The sequence below is a fragment of the Nocardiopsis tropica genome (assembly GCF_042660575.1).
Lineage (GTDB): Bacteria > Actinomycetota > Actinomycetes > Streptosporangiales > Streptosporangiaceae > Nocardiopsis > Nocardiopsis tropica.
Genome location: NZ_JBHSUF010000004.1, coordinates 69,766 through 88,441, shown reverse-complemented (window position 1 = coordinate 88,441; position 18,676 = coordinate 69,766). Strand labels below are relative to the sequence as shown.

Genomic DNA, 18,676 nt, shown 5'->3' with positions numbered 1-18,676 from the left:
GCAGCTCTCTTCCCGAGGGCGGGGGCCACCGCAGCACGCCCGGCACACCTCCCGCGGCCTTCCCGCCGCGTACCGGGACCCCCTACCGCTCATCCCCGCACGCCTGCCACAGGTGTGTCCGCGGGATGCCCTGCGCTGGTAGACGGGTGTGGGAGAAAGGCAGTCGATCCCTTGACTCGCAACCCCGAACCCGGTTCGCGTGGAAGGCGCCGCGGCGCGACGGTCGGTTTCGTCGCCCTCGGCGCGCTCGCCCTCTCCTCGGCCCCGGCACTGGCCGAACCCACCGCGGAGGAGGCGCAGCAGCGCTACGAGGAGCTCCAGGAGGAGCTCTCGGTGCTGAACGAGGCCTTCAACCAGGCGGAGGAGGACCACTCCAGCGCCCGGACCGAGCTGGAGGACATCGACGCCCGGCTGGCCGAGGCGCAGGAGGACCTGGACGCCATGTCCGGCCAGGTCGCCGGGATCGCCCGGGTCGCCTACACCGAGTCCACGCACAGCCTCTTCACGGTGCTGTTCGACAGCTCCCCCGACGCGGCGCTGCAGAACGTGGCCGACCTCAACTTCCTCTCCGAGGGGCAGGAGGTGGTCCTGGCGGACTACGTCGTGGAGGTGGAGCGCGCCGAGGAGCTGCGCGAGCAGGCCGCGGCGGCCGAGGAGGGGGCCGCGCAGGCCCTGTCCGAGGCCGAGTCGGCCCAGGAGGAGGGCGAGGCGGCCCTGGAGGAGCAGGCCGCGGTGCTGGAGAGCCTGGGCGGGGTGGACCCGACGGCCGGCGCCGCGGGCGCGGCCGCCACCGGAGGGGACGCCGGCGCGGTGTCCGGGGACGTCCAGGCGGTACTGGACTTCGCCCGCGCGCAGATCGGCAAGCCCTACGTGTGGGGCGGCACCGGGCCCGACGGCTACGACTGCTCGGGCCTGGTCCAGGCGGCGTGGGCCCAGGCGGGCGTGAGCCTGCCCCGTACCACCTACGACCAGGTGAACGCGGGCACGCGCGTCTCGCGCGACGAGGTCCAGCCGGGGGACCTGCTGTTCTTCTACAGCGAGTCCGCCCCCAGCCATGTGGGGATCTACTCCGGCAACGGGATGATGATCCACGGCTCCAACCCCTCCAAGCCGCTGGAGGAGGTCTCGCTGGCCGCGTACTGGGACGGCGTCTTCTCCGGGGCGGTCCGCGTCGGCTAGCGGATCGGCCGCGAGGGCGGCCGATGCGGGGCCCGGCGCCGCCGTGGACCGGTGGATGTCGTCCCTGCCGCCGGCCCCGGCGCCCGGGCCGGTTCGGGCGCGAGGTCACGGCGAGGGCGGGGCCGCGCTCTTGTCCGGGTGCGGCCCGCGTATCCTTCGGCCCATGGGACGACTTCTGTTCAGGGTCGCCGCCGGCGTGGCGGTGGTGCTCGCCTTCTTCTGGCTGCTCTCCGTGGTGGTCGGCCTGCTGATCTGGGGCGTGGTCATCGCCCTGGCCGTCGGCGTGGTCGTCCTCGGGGTGAGGATGCTCAGGGCCGATTCCGCCGGGAGGGGCCGGTAGCCCGCCTCCCGGGGCGGGGTCCGGCGGGGCGCGTCGTACCGGCCGGTGCGACGCGCCCCGCGGTGTGCCCGGGGTGCTCTCCGGGTGATCCGGTGACACATCGGGGAAGGCCGCAGCGGTTCGGGGAAACAGGGTTATAGTGACTCTGTGTCACTGAATAAGCACGTAGGGTCTCATGTTGACGGGGTGTCCCACCGCGGGCGGGTCGAACGGGTCCTCACCCGCGTCTTCCGCAACGACTGGAGTGCGCTGACACCCCCCGAGATCGGCCGCTGGACCCCCGACCTGAGCGTCAGCGTCGTCATGCCGGCCCGCGGCGGCCAGCGCCGACTCGACCTCGCCCTGGCCTCCCTCGCGGCCCAGACCTACCCCGAGGACCTGCTGGAGGTCGTGGTCGTGGACGACCACTCCTCGCCCGCCCTGCGCCTGCCCCCGCTGCGCCCCGCCCGGTGCCGCGTCCTGAACGCCCCCGAGGGCGGATGGGGCGCGGGGTACGCCCGCGCCTACGGCGCCCACGCCAGCACCGGCGACATCCTCGTGTGGATGGACGCCGACATGGTCGCCGGCCCCGAGTTCGTCGAGGCCCAGGCCCGCTGGCACCACACGCACGCCGAGGCCGTCACCCTGGGCCGCGTCCGCTTCGCCGACGCCGGCCCCCGGACCCCGGAGGAGCTCATGTCCCGCGTCCGGGCCGGGACCCTGCACCGGAGCCTGGACACCGGCCGCCGCCACGAGTGGGTCGAGTGCCTGCTCACCCAGAGCGACCGCCTGCGCGACGCCGACCACCTCGGCTTCCACGCCTACGTCGGCGCGGCGGCGGGTGTGCGGCGCAACCTGTACGAGGCCGCCGGAGGGGTGGACCCCGACCTCGACCTGGGCCAGGACACCGAGTTCGGCTACCGCCTCTGGCAGGCGGGCGCGGTCATGGTGCCCGAGCACGCCGCCACCGCCTGGCACGTGGGCCGCGCGGGCACCGCGCGCACCCGGCTGCCCTCCGAGCGCTTCCGCACCCAGGTGCTCGCCGAACTCATGCCCCACCCCCACGCCTACCGCGAACGGGTCCCCGCCCACCGGCGCCGCATCCCTTTGGTGCACGCCGTCGTCGACGTGTCCGGCGCCCCCTACGACCTGGTCCGCGGTTGCGTCGACCGGCTCCTGGACAGCGCCGAGACCGACCTGGCCATCACCCTGGTCGCCGACTGGGAGGGCGTGCGCGAGGGGGGCGGCGCCCCCGGCGGCCCCCACCTGGACCTGCGCCTGGTCCAGGCCAACTACCTGCGCGAGCCCCGGATCTCCTTCGCCACCGCCGCGCCCCGCACCGGCTTCCCCTCGCCCTTCCTGCTCCAGGTGCCGGTGGCGTGGGGGCTGGGGCAGGTGGCACTGTCGCGGCTGCTCGCCAGCGCCGAACGCGCCCGCGCCGGGCTCACCGAGCTGTTCTCCGCCACCTCGCCCGCCCGCGACGCCGGTGTGCGGCTGTGGCGGACGCGGGCCCTGGCCCGGGCCATGCGGGTGTGCGGCGAGGAGGAGGACCTGGGGGACGTGGTCGCCGAGCTGCACGGCCGCTACCGCATCCACGCGGGCCAGGAGACCCTCACCGACCTGTCGCTGTACCGCTCGGTGCCGCCGCAGCCGCGCACCGCCCCCGACACGGTCGCCGCCCCGTGCCCCCACGGGGACGCGGGGTCCCGGGAGGGGGCGCCGGCGTCCGGCGCGCGGCGGGGTGGGCGGCGGCCGGTGGGCGCCCTGGTGAGGTCCGCCTGGCGCGGCACGCTGAGACGCCTGCGGCGCGAGCGGGCGCACGGCCCCGCCGCCGGCCGGGACCCGGCCCAGGAGGGCTGAGGCGGGGTCCCGGGGGAGGGCGTGCGGGGTCCGGCCGTGTCAGGGCAGATGGGGGAAGACACCGGCCCGGAGACGAGCGGGCCCCGCACGCCCACCACGGCGCCCGGCCCTGTGACCGAGCGCGACGCGGTCCGTACGTAAGGTACCCGACGCCGAACGTCAAGCGGGCGCGCCGCAGGGGCGGCGCGCCCGATCGGTCCGCCCCGTCCCGGGCGGAGGCGTCAGTCCCGCGCGCCCACGGCGTCGATCGACGCCAGGAGCTGCTCGCGCAGGGTGTCGTTGACCGGTGTGGAGCCGGTCTCGGCGGAGGCCGCCTCCTGGCCCTCGGGGCTCACCACGTACCGCAGGAACGACTTGACGTTCTCCGCCTCGGTCGCGTCCGGGTACTCCTCGCACACGGTCTCGTAGCTGACCAGGACCAGCGGGTAGCTGCCCGCCTCGGTCGTGCCGTACTCCAGGTCCAGGGCCAGGTCGTGCTCGCTGGCGTTGTCCTCGCGGCGGGGGGAGTCGGCGACCACCTGGGCGGCGGCCTCGGGGGAGATCTCCACGAATTCCCCGCCGACCCCGATGTTCGCCGTGGACATCCCGTGCACGTGCGACATCTCCACGTACCCGATCGAGCCCTCGGCCCGCTGGACCGTGTCGGCGATGCCGCTGTTGCCCTGCGCCGACTCGCGCGGGGTGATCGGCCACTGGCCGCCCGCCTCGTGCGGCCAGGCGTCGGGGGCCGCCTGGCTGAGGTAGTTGGTGAAGTTCTCGGTGGTGCCCGAGTCGTCGGCGCGGTTGACCTGGGTGATCTCCAGGTCGGGGAGGTCGGCGTCGGGGTTGTCCTCGGCGATCTCCGGGTCGTCCCAGCGGGTGATGTCCTGGTTGAAGATCTTGGCGATCGTGTCCGGGCGCAGGTTCAGGGAGTCCACGCCCTCGAGGTTGAACACCACGGCGATGGCCACCACGTACGCGGGCAGGTTGATGGTGTTCGTCCCGCCGCAGCGCTCCATGGCGTCGCCGTTCTCGTCGGGGTCCATCGCGGCGTCGGTCCCGGCGAAGGCCACGGCCCCGTCGATGAACTGGTTGCGCCCCCCGCCCGACCCGATGGAGTCGTAGTACACGCGGGCGTCCTCGCACGCCGACTGGTAGCCCGCGATCCAGGTCGTCATCGCGTTCTCCTGGGCGCTGGACCCGGCGCCCGACAGGCTTCCGGAGAAGCACTCCAGGTCGTCGGGGACCGCGGGAGGGGCGGTTCCCTGGACCGCGTCGTCGCTTCCGCATGCGGTGGTCGCCAGCAGCAGACCGGCGAGCGCGGCCGAGGCCGCCCCCCGGTAGGCGCCGCGGTGGCGCGGGGCGCCGGTCTTGGTGTGCTTGTTGGACGGGAGCACGACTGCTTCTATCCCCTTCGTCGGTGTCGGTGGTCCTGGTCTCACCGCCGCGGCCGGTTCCCGGCACGTCGTCGCTGGTGATGGTCCACCGCCGAAGAATTTAACCACCGGTGGACCAACACCCCCAAAGCGCCCCCGTGTGGGATGGCGCTCACCGCCTGCGGTGACGGGCGTGCATGACACGCGGGCGGCACGGGCACGGGTACGTGCGTGACGAGCACGCACAGCACGCCCACGGCCGCCGCTCCGACGTCAACCTACCGCCTGCAGCTGAGCCCCGGGTTCACCCTGGAGGACGCCGCGGGTCTGGTGGACCACCTGGACCGGCTCGGGGTGGGCGCGCTCTACCTCTCGCCGGTCCTGACCGCCGCGCCCGGGTCCGGCCACGGCTACGACGTGGTCGACCCCACCGCGGTCTCGCCCGCGCTGGGCGGCGACGCCGCCCGCGCCGCCCTGGCCGCCAAGGCCCGCGAGCGCGGCCTTGGCGTGGTCGTGGACATCGTGCCCAACCACATGTCCGTCGCCCGGCCCGACGCCAACCCCTGGTGGTGGGACGTGCTCGAACACGGGCGGGCGTCGGTGTACGCGCGCTGCTTCGACGTCGACTTCGACGCCGGACCCGTCCTGGTGCCGGTGCTGGCCGACGACGGGGACGGCGGGGCCTCGGCCCTGGACGACCTCCGCGTGGTCGACGGGTGCCTGGCCTACCACGACAAGCGCTACCCCCTGGCCCCGGGCACGTACGCCCCCGGCGACCGGGTCGGCGACGTCCACGGTCGCCAGCACTACCGGCTGGTGTCCTGGCGCCGCGGCGACTCCGAACTCACCTACCGCAGGTTCTTCGACGTGGACGGGCTGGCCGCCGTCCGCGTCGAGGAGCCGGGCGTGTTCGACGCCACCCACGCCGAGATCCTGCGGTGGGCGGAGCTGGGCCAGCTCGACGGGCTGCGGGTGGACCACGTCGACGGGCTCAGCGACCCCGGCGGGTACCTGCGCAGGCTCGCCGGGCGCTTCGGCGGGTGGGTGGTGGTGGAGAAGGTCCTCGCCCCCGGCGAGAGCCTGCCCCAGTCCTGGCCGGTGGCCGGGACCACCGGCTACGACGCCCTGCGGGAGGTGTGCGGGCTGTTCGTCGACCCGGCCGGCGAGGCGGCCTTCACCGCCCTGGCCCGGGAGCAGGGCGTGGAGGTGGACGCGCAGGCCCTCGACGAGGGGGCGCGCCGCCACGCGGCCACCGTGCTGCTGCGCGCGGAGGTGCGGCGCATCGCCGCCCTGCTGCCGCCCCGGGCCGGGGACCGTGCGGATCCGGACCCCGAGGGGGCGGCCCGCCGACGCGAGGAGGCCGTCGCCGAACTCCTGTGCGCCTTCGGGGTGTACCGCTCCTACCTTCCCGAGGGGGAGGCCGACTGGGCCGCGGCGGTGGACCGGGCCCGCGGGCGGCGCCCCGACCTGGCCCCGGACCTGGAGGACATCGACCGGCTGGTGCGCGGCGACCCCTCCGGTGAGCCGGCCCGCCGCATCCAGCAGACCAGCGGCATGGTCGTGGCGATGGGGACCGAGAACACCGCGTTCTACCGGGGGACCAGGTTCGCGGCCCTGAACGAGGTGGGCGGCGACCCCTCGCGCTTCGCCGTGGACCCGGGCGAGTTCCACGACGGGGCTGCCCGGCGGGAGGCCTCCCGCCCCGCCACCATGACGACCCTGTCCACGCACGACACCAAGCGCTCCGAGGACGTGCGCGCCCGCCTGGCCGCGCTGTCCGAGACGCCGGAGGCCTTCGCCGGCGCGGTGCGCCGCTGGACCGGGCGGTGCGCCCTGCCCGAGCCCGCGCTCAACCTGCTGGGCTGGCAGACCCTGGTCGGGGCCTGGCCCATCGGGGAGGACCGCCTGGCCGAGTACCTGCTCAAGGCCGCCCGCGAGGCGCGCCTGGGCACCTCCTGGACCGACCGCGACGCCGACTTCGAGGAGCGGGTGCGCTCCTGGCCCGGCCGGGTCCTGGGCGACCCCGCCCTGAGGGAGGAGGTCGCCTCGGCGGTGGAGTCGGTGCGCGGCGCGGGGTGGAGCAACTCCCTGGGCCAGAAGGCCGTGCAGCTGCTGGGCCCCGGGGTCCCCGACGTCTACCAGGGCACCGAGCTGTGGGACCTGTCCCTGGTCGACCCCGACAACCGCAGGCCCGTGGACCACCGGGCCCGCGCCGACATGCTCGCCCGCCTGGAGGAGGGGTGGCTTCCCCCCGTGGACGGGACCGGCGCGGCCAAGCTCCACCTGGTCCGCACCTGCCTGCGCCTGCGCCGGGAGCTGCGCCCCGCCGGCTACCTGCCGCTCACCGCCTCGGGGCGGGCCGCCGGCCACGCCGTGGCCTTCGCCCGGACCTCGCGGGGGGCGCGCCACCCCGACGTGGTGGCGGTCGCCACCCGCCTGCCGCTGGGGCTGGCTGCGGGCGGGGGGTGGGCGGACACCGCCCTGGCACTGCCCGCGGGCCCGGGGGAGTGGACCGACCGGCTCACCGGGCGCGTCCTCGCGCCCGCGCGCACCGACGGGCACACGTGGGCGCCGCTCGCGGAGCTGCTCCGGCGCTACCCGGTGGCCGTGCTGGTCCGCCGGTGAGGGCCGTGCGCAGCTCAGGCTCCTCGATCGGCGGTGAACAGCCCCTCGGGGGCGAGCAGCTCGAACGGGCCTTCCTCCTCTCCGTGTGCCGCTCTGGCCGACCCTGCTTCCCCGGCCTGCCACGACAAGGAGGACGGCCGGGGCGGGCACCACGACCCACGCTCTGCTGTGTCCCGCTGGAGGAGGAGCCGCCGTCCTCTTCGCCGTGCTCCGCGACGGCACCTTCCACGAACCCCCGCCGACCGCGGCCATCGGGCGTTCACCGGGCCGGCATGCCCCCGTGCGGACTGTTCACGACCATGGCCAGTGATCCGGCGGCAAGGTAGTGGTGACCTGGGAAGTACTCGATGTGCTGGTGTCCGCCGTCGTCCATCCCCGCCATCGACCGGACGTCGTCGGCGAGTGCGGTCAAGCCGGGTCGGTCACCCTCGATGAGTAGGACGCGGCGCTCCACGTCGACCCTGACACCGACCCCCCGGGCCGCCGGCGCCCACCACCTCGACCGAAGCCAGTTCGGTGCCGCCGAAGCTCGGCTCGGCCGAGGCGGTGGTCTCCACGCGGCCCTTCCCCCCCCGACGAGGGCGAGGGCCAGGAGGACGAGCTCCGTCGCGTCGCCCGAGACGTCCACCCCGCTGCCATGGGGAAAGAACAGAACCCTCATCCGCCACAACCCCTTCGGATCCACGACACCGGACTCAACGAACAAAGATGTTGCCTTGGTCGACCGGGCTGCCCCAACTCGGGTCCGGACGTCATGGACGCCGCTCATCGCTCGACGACACCCCCCCGGGGGGGCGCCCCCGGGAGGAGCCGGACCGCGGGCGGTCGCGCGGGCGCCTACCGGCCGAAGACGGGGAAGCCGCAGTCCGGGAGGCCGCGGGAGTAGAAGTAGGTCAGGCGCACCGGTGCGTCGAGGTCCTGGTCCGTGCCGGAGGCCGGCGTCTGGGACAGCACCTCGCATTCGGAGGGGAGGAAGTTCTGCCCCTCGCCCCAGGTCTGCCACTGCCCCTGGACGTTGGTGAACCCCCGCTCGCGCAGGACGCTCCTGGCACTGTGCGTCGTCATCCCCTCGACGTCGGGCACGGTGCCGCCGGTGGGGGCCGACCCGCCGCCGCCCCCGGACCCGCCACCACCGCCGCCGCCTCCGGTCCCGTCCCCCGAACCGCTCCCGCCCGAGGGTGCGCCGTCGTCCCGCGGGGAGCCCCCGTCCTCCTCCTCGTCCTCCTCCTCGTCGTCCTCCTCCCGCTCGGAGGCGCCCGGGGCCTCGTCGGAGTCCGAGGCGGGGGCCGTCGCGCCTGGGCCCCGGTCCCGTTCGGGTGCGGACGGTCCGCCGTCGGCGGAGGGCGTGCCGCCGGTCGGCGCGGGGGCCTCGGCGGCGGCCCCGTCCGCGGTCGTGGGGGAGCCGTCCGCCCCCGTCAGCGGGGACCACACCAGGGTCGCGGTCAGCAGCAGCGCGGCGGCCACCGCCATCGCGACGAACCCGCCCCGCCAGGACCACATCCCCCGGGGGCCCGCCCTCCTGCTGCGCGTGCGCCGGGTCAGCACGGTCCGGTCCCCGGACGCGGCGTCCCGGCAGGCCGCCGCGAACTCCTGCGCCGAACCCCACCGGTCGCGCGGGTCCTTCTCCAGCGCGACGAGCACCACGTGCGCGACCAGGTCGGGGACGTGGTCGGGCAGTGGGGGCGGCTCGGCGTTCAGGTGGGCCGCGATGACGGCGGCGCGGTCGGCGGAGTCGAAGGGCGGCCTCCCGGCCAGGCACTGGTAGGCGACCGTGCCGAGCGAGTAGATGTCGGTGCGGGAGGTGAGCTCGCCCATGTCGAGCTGTTCGGGCGAGGCGTGGGAGAGGGTCCCCAGGGCGATGCCGGTGGAGGTCAGGGAGGTGGCGTCGTTGATCCGGGCGATACCGAAGTCGACGAGCTTGACCTCCCCGTCCAGGTTGATGAGGATGTTGCCGGGCTTGATGTCGCGGTGGACGATGCCCTCGTCGTGCACGGTCTGCAGGGTCTGGGCGACCACGGCGGTGATCTCCATGGCCCGGTCGGGCACAAGCGGGCCCTCGCGTCTGAGCAGCGCCGTGAGGGACTCCCCCTCGACCAGCTCCATCACCAGGTAGGCGAGCTTCTCGCCGTCCAGGACCGTCTCGCCGTGGTCGTAGACCTCCGCGAAGCCGGGCCCCCTGAGCCTGGCCGCGGCCCTGGCCTCGCGCTCGAAGCGCCTCCGGGCGCCCTCGGCGTCCTGGAAGGCGGTGTCGCGCAGCAGCTTGACCGCGACCGGTCTGTCCAGGCGCAGGTCATGGCCCCGCCAGACCGTTCCCATGCCGCCCGCGGCGATCACTTCGTCGAGTCGGTAGCGGTCCGCGACAGGGGGTTTCACGCGTGCTCCTTGCGGGTGGAGGGCGAGGGCGCCTCAGGGGGTGGGGGCTGCGAGGTCGACGGTGACTACGATCTCAGATACCCGGCGGCGGGAAGTGGTTCCGCCCCCGCGCCGGAATCGCGCGGCCCACCCCGGCCGGAGCCGCGGATCCCGCCCCCGCGCAGGGGACCGCTGCGGGGTTCGCCGTGCCCACCCGCCCGCCGACCCCGGCCGGAGCCGCAGGGGCCGGGACCGCCCCGGCCGTCCACCGCCCCGCCCCGGTCCGGGCGAGGGGATAGGCTGAGCGGCGATCATGGCGCAAGCGAACACCACACACCACACCGGCCCCAGGCTGCGGATGCCCGGCACCGTCGCCGCACTCCTGGCCTGCCCCGCCTGCGGCGAGGGCCTGCGCCCGGACGAGCGCGGCCTCGCCTGCGCCGCAGGGCACAGCTTCAACGTGGCCCGGGAGGGCTACGCGAGCCTGCTCACCGGGGCCACGCCCCCCGGGACCGGCGACAGCAAGGAGATGGTCGCCGACCGCCTGCGCTTCCAGCAGGCCGGACACTACGACTTCGTGGGTGACGCCCTCGCCGACGCGCTGCGACGCGAGCTCGGCGACGACGCCCCGGTCGTGGTCGACGTCGGCGGCGGGACCGGCCACTACCTGACCCGGGTCCTGGACGCCCTGCCCGGCGCCGTGGGGCTGACCGCGGACGTGTCCAAGTGGGCCGCCCGCCGGGCCGCGCGCGCACACGGGCGCGGCGGCGCCGTCACCGCCGACGCCTGGCGCGGCCTGCCCCTGCGCGGGGACTCCGCGCACGCCGTGCTCAACGTGTTCGCGCCGCGCAACGCGGCGGAGTTCCACCGGGTGCTGCGCCCCGACGGCGTCCTGCTCGTCGTCGTCCCCGCCGCCGACCACCTGGCCGAACTGCGCGCCCCGCTGGGGCTGCTGGAGGTGGACCCGCGCAAGGACGAGCGCCTGGCGGAGTCCCTGCACGGACACTTCGCACCGGTCGGCGCACAGGGCCTGGGCCTGGCCATGGCGCTCTCCCACGAGGACGTGGCGACCGTCGTGGGCATGGGCCCCAGCGCCCGCCACATCGGAGCCGGGGAACTGCGCGCCCGCGTCGCCGGGCTCCCCGAGCCGTTCACCGTCACCGCCTCGGTGCGGCTGCACGCCTACCGCCCCCGCGCCTGAGACCCCGGTCGGACACGGCCCCGCGGGCCGGCGCCCGAGGCCCCCGCCGTCGCCCCTCCCGGCGCCCGGGCGCGTACCCGTCCACCGCCCCGGCCTCCCACACCGCCAGGGAGCCTGCGGTGCGGCTCCCGGGGCGCGGCCCGCCCGGGGCCGCCCGCCGCCCACCGGCCGGTCGGCCCCGCGGGTGACGGGGCCGACCGGGGGGTACACACCCTGCGTGAGCGCACCGGACACCACCCCGACCACCGCCCGGCCCCCCGCGGACACCGGCCTGGGCGTCCACGGCGACTTCGCCGTGTGGGCACCCCGCCTGGAGAGGGTCCGCCTGAGCGTGGCCCCCGGGGCAGGCGCCGGGGGACCGGGCGGCTCCCCCGCCCCCGGTGCGCGCGTGGTCCCCATGGAACGGGGCGCGGACGGGTGGTGGCGGGCCCGGGTCGAGGGGGCCGGGCCCGGTACCGAGTACGCCTACCTCCTGGAGGACGACCCCACCCCCCTGCCCGACCCGCGCTCCCAGGACCAGCCCCACGGCGTGCACGGCCCCAGCCGCGTGCACGACCACGCGGCCTTCGGGTGGACCGACGCCTCCTGGACCGGCCGGGCGCTGCCCGGCGCGGTCGTCTACGAGCTCCACGTGGGCACCTTCACCCCCGAGGGCACCCTCACCGCCGCCGTCGACCGGCTGGACCACCTGGTCGACCTGGGCGTCACCCACGTCGAGCTGATGCCCGTCAACGCCTTCGACGGCACCCACGGGTGGGGGTACGACGGGGTCCTGTGGGCGGCGGTCCACGCCCCCTACGGAGGCCCCGACGCCCTCAAGGCCCTGGTGGACGCCTGCCACGCCCGGGGTCTGGCCGTGCTCCTCGACGTCGTCTACAACCACCTGGGCCCCTCGGGCGCCCACATGCCGCGGTTCGGCCCCTACTTCCGCGGCGAGAACGCCTGGGGCCCCTCCCTCAACCTGGACGGCCCCGACTCCGACCCCGTGCGCCGCCACGTCCTGGACAACGCCCTGGGCTGGCTGCGCCACTACCACCTGGACGGGCTGCGCCTGGACGCGGTCCACGCCCTGCGCGACGACCGCGCCGTCCCCCTGACGGCCGAACTCTCCGCCGAGGCCGACGCCCTGGCCGCGGCCCTGGGACGCCCGCTGCCGCTGATCGCCGAGTCCGACCGCAACGACCCCCGCACCGTCCTGCCCCGCGAGGCGGGCGGCCTGGGGATGAGCGCGCAGTGGTCCGACGACCTGCACCACGCGCTGCACGTGGCCCTGACGGGGGAGACCCACGGCTACTACGGCGACTTCGCCCGCCCCGGGGCGCTGCCCGCCACGCTCGGCCGCGTGTTCTGGCACGCCGGAACCTACTCGAGCTTCCGCGGGCGCACCCACGGGGCGCCCGTGGACACCGCCCGCGTCCCCGGGCACCGGTTCCTGGCCTACCTCAGCACCCACGACCAGATCGGCAACCGGGCGCGCGGCGACCGCATGGGCGAACACCTCTCGCCGGGCCTGCTCGTGTGCGGCGCCGCCCTCGTGCTGTGCTCGCCGTTCACCCCCATGGTCTTCATGGGCGAGGAGTGGGGCGCCACCACGCCGTGGCCGTTCTTCGCCTCCTTCGAGGACCCCGCGCTGGCGGAGGGGGTGCGCGCGGGCCGCCGCCGCGAGTTCGCCGCCCTGGGGTGGGCCGGGGAGGAGGTCCCCGACCCGATGGACCCCGCCACCCGCGACGGAGCGGTCCTGGACTGGTCCCAGCCCGGGGCCGGGCCCCACCGGTTCGTCCTGGAGACGTACCGGGCGCTCATCGCGCTGCGCCGCCGCGAACCCGAGCTGTCCGACCCGCGGCTGGACCGCTTCGCGGTGACCGCCGAGGGGGAGGGCCGCAGGCTGGTCCTGGTGAGGGGCGGGCTGCGGGTGGTGGTCAACCTGGACCCCGGCGGCGCCGAGGTGGCACTGGACGCCGCCCCCCGCGAACTCGTCCTGGCCAACGGCGCCGCGCGGTTCTGCGGCGCCACCGTCGCGCTGCCCGGGGAGTGCTTCGCGGTCCTGCGGATGTGAGCCTCCGCCCGGGCCGCCCGGGCCGCCCGGGCCGCCGGTCACCGGTCCTGCCTAGGCTGGCTGCTCCCGGCACCGGGTATCCGGCGCCGGGCCGGTTCGACGGAAGGGTTCATGATGACCGAAGCCGACTGGAGGCTCGGCCGCAGGTTCGAGGCGCCCAACGGGACGGTCCACTGGGACAGGTTCGGTGACGGCGCCCCCCTCGTGCTCCTGCACGGCACCCCGTTCTCGTCCTACGTGTGGCGCCACGCGGTCCGCGCCCTCGGCGACCGGTACACCGTCCACGTGTGGGACATGCCCGGCTACGGCGCCTCCGCCAAGTACGAGGGGCAGGACGTGTCCCTGCCCGCCCAGCAGGCCGCGTTCACCGCTCTGCTCGGCCACTGGGGGCTGGAGCGGCCCGCCGTGGTCGCCCACGACTTCGGCGGCGCGGTCGCCCTGCGCGCCGCAGTGCTCGACGGGGTCGCCTACGAGCGGCTCGCCCTGGTGGACGCGGTGAGCGTGCGCCCCTGGGGCAGCGACTTCTTCCGCCTGGTCAACGCCGGTGCGGACGTGTTCGCCGCGCTCCCGCCGCACCTGCACGAGGCGCTGGTGCGCGCCTACGTGGCCTCGGCCGCCCACCGCGAACTGCGTGCCGGGACCCTGGACGCGCTGGTGCGGCCCTGGCTGGGGGAGGAGGGGCAGCCCGCGTTCTACCGCCAGATCGCCCAGGCCGACGAGCGCCACACGGCCGAGGTGGAGGACGGGTACGCCCGCCTCGACCAGCCGACCCTGGTGGTGTGGGGCCGGCAGGACACCTGGCTGCCCCCGGAACGGGGGGAGCGGCTGGCCGCCGCGATCCCGGGCGCCCGCCTCCGTTTCCTCGAGGGTGCCGGGCACCTGGTCCAGGAGGACGCGCCCGCCGAACTCGTCGCCGCGCTCCTGGACTTCCTGCGCTGAGAACGCGCCCGGACACCGCCGCGGCCGGACGCCCCGCGTCCCCCGTCGCGGGGCCTGGGCCCGGGGAGGGCGAAGGCGCCCCCGGGCCCTCCCCGGTCACCGCCCCCGGGGGTCCAGCACGTCGAACACCTCCAGCCACTGGTCGGGGGAGACGTGGCCGACGGGGGTGCCCCGGGCCACCCCGGCCGCGTCCAGGGCGCGGTCCACGCGGCGGGCCGGGTGGGCGCGGCGCAGCGACGCGCCCAGGGAGCCGCCCGCCCCGCCGAAACCGAGTTCGACCATGCGCCGGTACCCGCCCATCCTCCCCGGATCCACCAGGGGCGTGCGGCGGCGGCGCAGCACCAGCAGGCCGGCGTCGACCCGGGGCACCGGGCGGAACCGGTGGCGGTCGATCCGCCCGGCCAGGGCCCACGACCACTCGGGCCATGTGCTCACGGTCAGCAGGCTCCACCTGCCGAACCCGCCGGTGCGCTTGCGCGCGTACTCCAGCTGGGTGACCAGGGTGGCGGAGGTCAGGTGCGGGGCGGCCAGGCACCAGCGCACGATGTCGGCGGTGCGCGCGTAGGGGATGTTGCCGACGACGGCGAAGTCCTCGCCCGGGGGGCGCACACGGGTGAAGTCGGCCCGCGTGACGCGGACGCCCCGCTCGGGATCGCGGTAGCGGGCGGCCAGGCGCTCGGCCAGGCGGGGGTCGAGCTCGTAGGCGAGCACCCGGCGTGCGGCCGGGGCCAGGAAGCGGGTGATGGCGCCCTCGCCGGGCCCCACCTCCACCACCAGGTCCCGGGGCCCCACCCCGGACACGCGCACCACGTGGCGCGCGGCGCCGGGGTCGGCGAGGAAGTTCTGGGACAGGCGGCGCCGGTTGTCGCGGGCGTTCGTCCGGGAGGGTCGTTCGGTTCGTGCCACAGGAAGGTCCGTTCCGGCCACGCGGGGTGGCAGGCGAGGACGGGCAGCACGAACGGGCACGCCGGCCGGCGTGCGGGTGAAGGGGTCCGGGCAGCCCGTCCGTGGGAAAGGGGACGCGACTGGGCCTGGACCGGCGGGCCACACGGGAGGGACCGCCCGGCGCGGCCACCGGGGCCGCTGGGCGGCGCCGCGGGGAGCGCGGGGCGGAAGGGGACGCGTACGCGAAGCGGGGCGGTCGGCGCGGACCCCCAGGGGGGACCGGGGCCGACCGGGGCCCGGCCTACCGGTGCAGGCGGGCCGACCGGAGGCGCTTGGCGTACGGGTGGGCGTTCACCGACCAGGCGAGCGCCCCGTCGAAGATCGCGTGGCAGCAGGACATGGCATGCACCGTAGGAGGCCGCGCCGGGGCGCCGCAACCGGTTTTCCGCCGTGCCGGCCCCGGCGCCGCTCCACGGCCCCGCTCCCGCCCGGGGCCCTCCCCGAACCAGGTCGTCCTGGTCAACGCCGGTGCGGACGTGTTCGCCGCGCTCCCGGCGCACCTGCACGAGGTGCCGGCCGCGCCGGAGCCGGCCCCCTCCGCCGTGCGACCCGGCGCCGCGGCACCGCCGCTCGGCCGCCGCCGGGTCCCGGCGGCGGGGCGGCCCTCCCGCACGGTCCCTCCCGCACCGGAGGGCCCTTTCGGGCGGGCCTCTCCCGCCGCACGGCCCGGAGTGCGGCGCCGGGCGTACGAACGGCGCCTGCCCGGCAGCGGGCACGGGACGGGAAAAGCGTTCGCGGCCCGATCCCGGGTCGCGCCATACTCGGCCCCATGCCAGATTTCGCGGACTTCGACACCCGCCACTACCGCACCGTGGACCCGGCCACCGGCTACGACGGCTGGTCGGCCACCTACGAGGGCTCGGTCCTGGACGCCATGGACCTCGGACTGCTGGACGGGCTCACCGTCCCCGACTGGTCGGCCGTGACCGCCGCCGCCGACCTCGGCTGCGGGACCGGCCGCACCGGCTCCTGGCTGCGGGCGCGCGGGGTCGCCCGGATCGACGGCGTCGACATCAGCTCCGGGATGCTGGAACTGGCCGGCAAGCGGGGCGCCCACGACACCCTGACCCTGGGCGACGTGCGCGACACCGGCCTTTCGGGGGGCTCCTACGACCTGGCCATCGCCTCGCTCATCGACGAGCACCTGCCCGACCTGGCCCCCTTCTACGCCGAGGCCTTCCGGCTGACCCGCCCCGGCGGCACCTGCGTGCTGGTCTCCTACCACCCGCACTTCTCGATGGTCTCCGGGATGCCGACCCACTACACCGACGCCTCCGGCGAGGACATCGCCATCACCACGCACGTCCACCTGATCAGCGACCACGTGCGCGCCGCGACGGCCGCCGGCTGGACCCTGGCCGAGCTCTCCGAGGGCACGGTGGACGACACGTGGGTGGCGGCCAAGCCCACGTGGGAGAGGTTCCGGGGGCACCCGGTCTCGGCGGCCTACGTGTGGACCAGGCCAGCCTGAGCCCTCCGCGCCGGTACCGCCGCGGAGGGTTCCCGGAGCCGGTCCGGGAGGCGCCTTCCGGACCGGTCGCGGCGCTGCCGCGGCGGCGCCCGGGGCAGGCCCGGTCCGGCCGGTCACCGCGCGGGCCGGCCGGCCCGCTCCGCGCGGAGGGCCTCCGCCGCCCGCCGGCGCAGGCCCCCGCCGGAGGCGCTCACGTGGCGGCGGGCTCCCCGGGGCCGGTCAGCGCCGCCAGCCACACCGCCCGGTGGCGCTCGACGTAGTCGGCGGCCGGCCCCCAGTGGTCGGCGTGCCCCTGGGCGTGCAGCCGGGCCCAGGGCTGGGCGCCGGTCCGGGCGCCCTCCTCCAGCAGGTCGTACATGCCGCGCACCCGGTGCAGGACGGCGTCGGGCAGCTCACGGCGCTGGGCGTCGTCGCACCCGTAGCCGTCGGCGAGGGCGCGCAGCCGCAGGGCGTCCGACCCGGGGTCGCCGCCCGCGTGCAGCGGCACGAACCCGTGCGCCGCGTACCCCAGGTCGCCCATCCGGGTGCCCGGCCCCGCGCCGTCCCAGTCGATGAACGTCCAGTCGTCGCCGTCGCGCACCAGGTTCCACGGCGCGAGGTCGTAGTGGCAGAGCACCTCCTCGCGCGGGTCCGGGGTCGCGATGTCCCACTCCGGCTCCCCGTCCGGCCGGAAGCCGGCGGTGAGGTCGTGCAGGCGCCGGACGATCCCGCCCAGCCGGCGGAGTTCGGCCCCCGTCAGGGGCGGCAGGGTGTCGGCCATCGCGCCGGGGCGGTAGCCGAGCACCTGGCGCCCGCGGGCGTCCGCGCCCAAGGGGACCGGGGAGGCCTCGAAGGAGCACCGGTGCAGGTACCGGAGCAGGGACGCCACCGACGGGGACGACCGCGTCCACGGTTTGCGCACGGTCTGCCCCACCCGTACGACCCCGTCGGCGACGTTGCCGCCCTCCAGGACCTCTTCGTGCTGCTCCCGGTGTTCTGGTTCGGTCATCGCAGCAGTATCCCCGGCGACGTTCCGGGGCGCAGGTGGTTTTCCCGCGCCGCACCGCGGCCCGCGCGGCGCCGGGAGGGGCGCTTCTCCCGGCGCTCGGGGGGGGGGGGGGGGGCTCAGGCCCCGGCGGTGGCGCGCCCGGCGCCGCCCAGGTCCGCCTCGCTCAGCGTGAACTGCCACAGGAACGTGACCAGGGCCAGTGCGCCCATGCCCGCGAACACGGCGGTCAGTCCGAAGAACTGCGCGATCAGCCCGCCCGCGGCGGCGCCCAGCGGGAGTGTGCCCCAGGCCAGCAGCCGGTAGGCGCTGTTGAGCCGTCCGAGCAGGTGGTCGGGGGTGATCCGCTGGCGCAGCGACACGGTGACCACGTTCCACACCGAGAGGCCCACCCCGCCGACGAAGAAGCCCGCCCCGATCACGAGCGGGTCGGCGGTCAGCGCCGGGACCCCCACCAGGACGGCGAAGGCGAGCGCGCTCACGCGCAGGGACCAGGCCCGGCCCAGGAGGCGCTCGACGTGCTCGGCGGTCAGGGCGCCGAGCACGCTGCCCGCCGCGGTGGCGGTCAGCAGCAGCCCGTAGGCGGGCTCGGACAGGCCCATGGGGGAGGCGGGGCCCACCGCGAACAGGACCATGACGGTGAAGGCGGCGTTGGTGGAGAAGTTGCTCAGGCCCACCATGGCGGCGAGGGTGCGCAGGGTCCGGTGGCGCCACAGGAACCGCAGTCCCTCGGCGATGTCGGTGCGCATGGTGGCGGGTGCGGCGCGTTCGGTCCGGAAGCTTCCGCGCACCAGGACCAGCGTGCCGGCCGCGACGAGCCACAGGGCGGCGGGGGCGGTGAAGGCGGCGGCCAGGCCCAGGGCGACCAGGATCCCGCCCAGGGGCGGTCCGGCGAACTGGTGGGCGGTCAGTTCGACGGCGTGCAGGCGCCCGTTGGCGCGGGAGAGCCGGTCGCGGCCGACCACCTGCGGCAGGATCGACTGGGCCGAGGTGTCGTGGACGGTCTCGGCGGTCCCGACGCCCAGTGCCACCGCGTAGAGCAGCCAGACCGACCCCAGGTCCAGGGCCAGCGCCGCGGCCAGGCCGGCGAGGAGCAGCCCCCGCGCGAGGTTGGCGCCGACCATGAGGCGGCGGCGGTCGTACCGGTCGGCGAGGGCGCCGGCCGGGAGGGACAGGAGCAGCCAGGGGATCGTCAGCGCGAACGCCACGCCCGCGATCAGGAGGGGGGAGTCGGTGAAGCGCAGGGCGACCAGGGGCAGCGCGACCTTGAGGACCCCGTCGGCGAGGTTGGAGAGTCCGGAGGAGGTCCACACGGTCCAGAACCGGCCTCCGAGGTGCCGGGGTCCGGTGGGGGGCGGGGGGTCGGAAAGGGGGGTCGTCTCCGTCATG

14 protein-coding genes are annotated in these 18,676 nt (G+C 76.1%); 8 read left to right on the top strand and 6 right to left on the bottom strand.

The features are described from left to right. Positions 1–171 precede the first annotated feature (171 nt). The 3 genes from ACFQBR_RS07950 (at position 172) to ACFQBR_RS07940 (ending at position 3,358) form a co-directional block, all read left to right on the top strand. Entirely contained in the window at positions 172–1,179 is a 1,008-nt protein-coding gene (locus ACFQBR_RS07950) for a C40 family peptidase (protein WP_344181393.1), read from the top strand. A gap of 163 nt (positions 1,180–1,342) precedes the next feature. Next, positions 1,343–1,519, top strand: coding sequence for a hypothetical protein (locus ACFQBR_RS07945; RefSeq protein ID WP_344181395.1), 177 nt, complete (start codon positions 1,343–1,345; stop codon positions 1,517–1,519). 186 nt (positions 1,520–1,705) lie between these two features. Next, positions 1,706–3,358, top strand: coding sequence for a glycosyltransferase family 2 protein (locus ACFQBR_RS07940; RefSeq protein WP_344181397.1), 1,653 nt, complete (start codon positions 1,706–1,708; stop codon positions 3,356–3,358). A 221-nt stretch (positions 3,359–3,579) separates the two neighbouring features. On the opposite strand, the gene pstS is transcribed toward ACFQBR_RS07940, so the two are convergent. Next, the gene (gene pstS / locus ACFQBR_RS07935; protein ID WP_267949904.1) at positions 3,580–4,734 is read right to left on the bottom strand and encodes a phosphate ABC transporter substrate-binding protein PstS; all 1,155 of its coding nucleotides are present in this window, start codon (positions 4,732–4,734) and stop codon (positions 3,580–3,582) included. A gap of 210 nt (positions 4,735–4,944) precedes the next feature. Here pstS and treY point away from each other — a divergent pair, with 210 nt between their 5' ends. Further along, entirely contained in the window at positions 4,945–7,338 is a 2,394-nt protein-coding gene (gene treY, locus ACFQBR_RS07930) for a malto-oligosyltrehalose synthase (protein ID WP_344181399.1), read from the top strand. Positions 7,339–7,597: 259 nt separating this feature from the next. Here treY and ACFQBR_RS33665 read toward each other — a convergent pair whose 3' ends face one another. Together ACFQBR_RS33665 and ACFQBR_RS07920 are read right to left on the bottom strand one after the other, a co-directional pair. Then, positions 7,598–7,999 carry an Imm32 family immunity protein gene (locus tag ACFQBR_RS33665; protein WP_465264162.1) on the bottom strand — a complete coding sequence of 134 codons (402 nt, stop codon included), beginning with the start codon at positions 7,997–7,999 and terminating at the stop codon, positions 7,598–7,600. A 176-nt stretch (positions 8,000–8,175) separates the two neighbouring features. Beyond that, positions 8,176–9,711, bottom strand: coding sequence for a serine/threonine protein kinase (locus ACFQBR_RS07920; RefSeq protein ID WP_344181403.1), 1,536 nt, complete (start codon positions 9,709–9,711; stop codon positions 8,176–8,178). Positions 9,712–10,003: 292 nt separating this feature from the next. On the opposite strand from ACFQBR_RS07920, the gene ACFQBR_RS07915 reads away from it, so the two are divergent. The 3 genes from ACFQBR_RS07915 (at position 10,004) to ACFQBR_RS07905 (ending at position 13,886) form a co-directional block, all read left to right on the top strand. After that, entirely contained in the window at positions 10,004–10,891 is an 888-nt protein-coding gene (locus tag ACFQBR_RS07915; RefSeq protein WP_352982646.1) for a putative RNA methyltransferase, read from the top strand. 217 nt (positions 10,892–11,108) lie between these two features. After that, positions 11,109–12,947 carry a malto-oligosyltrehalose trehalohydrolase gene (treZ, locus tag ACFQBR_RS07910; RefSeq protein WP_344181407.1) on the top strand — a complete coding sequence of 613 codons (1,839 nt, stop codon included), beginning with the start codon at positions 11,109–11,111 and terminating at the stop codon, positions 12,945–12,947. Positions 12,948–13,061: 114 nt separating this feature from the next. Then, complete coding sequence (locus ACFQBR_RS07905; RefSeq protein ID WP_344181413.1) at positions 13,062–13,886, top strand: alpha/beta fold hydrolase; 825 nt, start codon at positions 13,062–13,064, stop codon at positions 13,884–13,886. 96 nt (positions 13,887–13,982) lie between these two features. Here the strand turns inward: ACFQBR_RS07905 and erm are convergent, their stop codons facing one another. Next, positions 13,983–14,792, bottom strand: coding sequence for an ErmE/ErmH/ErmO/ErmR family 23S rRNA (adenine(2058)-N(6))-methyltransferase (gene erm, locus ACFQBR_RS07900; RefSeq protein WP_344181409.1), 810 nt, complete (start codon positions 14,790–14,792; stop codon positions 13,983–13,985). A gap of 808 nt (positions 14,793–15,600) precedes the next feature. On the opposite strand from erm, the gene ACFQBR_RS07895 reads away from it, so the two are divergent. Next, entirely contained in the window at positions 15,601–16,302 is a 702-nt protein-coding gene (locus ACFQBR_RS07895) for a class I SAM-dependent DNA methyltransferase (protein WP_344181411.1), read from the top strand. Between the two features lie 190 nt (positions 16,303–16,492). On the opposite strand, the gene ACFQBR_RS07890 is transcribed toward ACFQBR_RS07895, so the two are convergent. Both ACFQBR_RS07890 and ACFQBR_RS07885 read right to left on the bottom strand, forming a co-directional pair. After that, a complete protein-coding gene (locus ACFQBR_RS07890) occupies positions 16,493–17,290 on the bottom strand; it encodes a phosphotransferase (protein WP_344186735.1) in 798 nt (265 codons plus the stop codon). Between the two features lie 116 nt (positions 17,291–17,406). Continuing rightward, positions 17,407–18,675: an MFS transporter gene (locus ACFQBR_RS07885; protein WP_344186734.1), complete on the bottom strand. Its 1,269-nt coding sequence runs from the start codon at positions 18,673–18,675 to the stop codon at positions 17,407–17,409. Position 18,676: the final 1 nt, after the last annotated feature.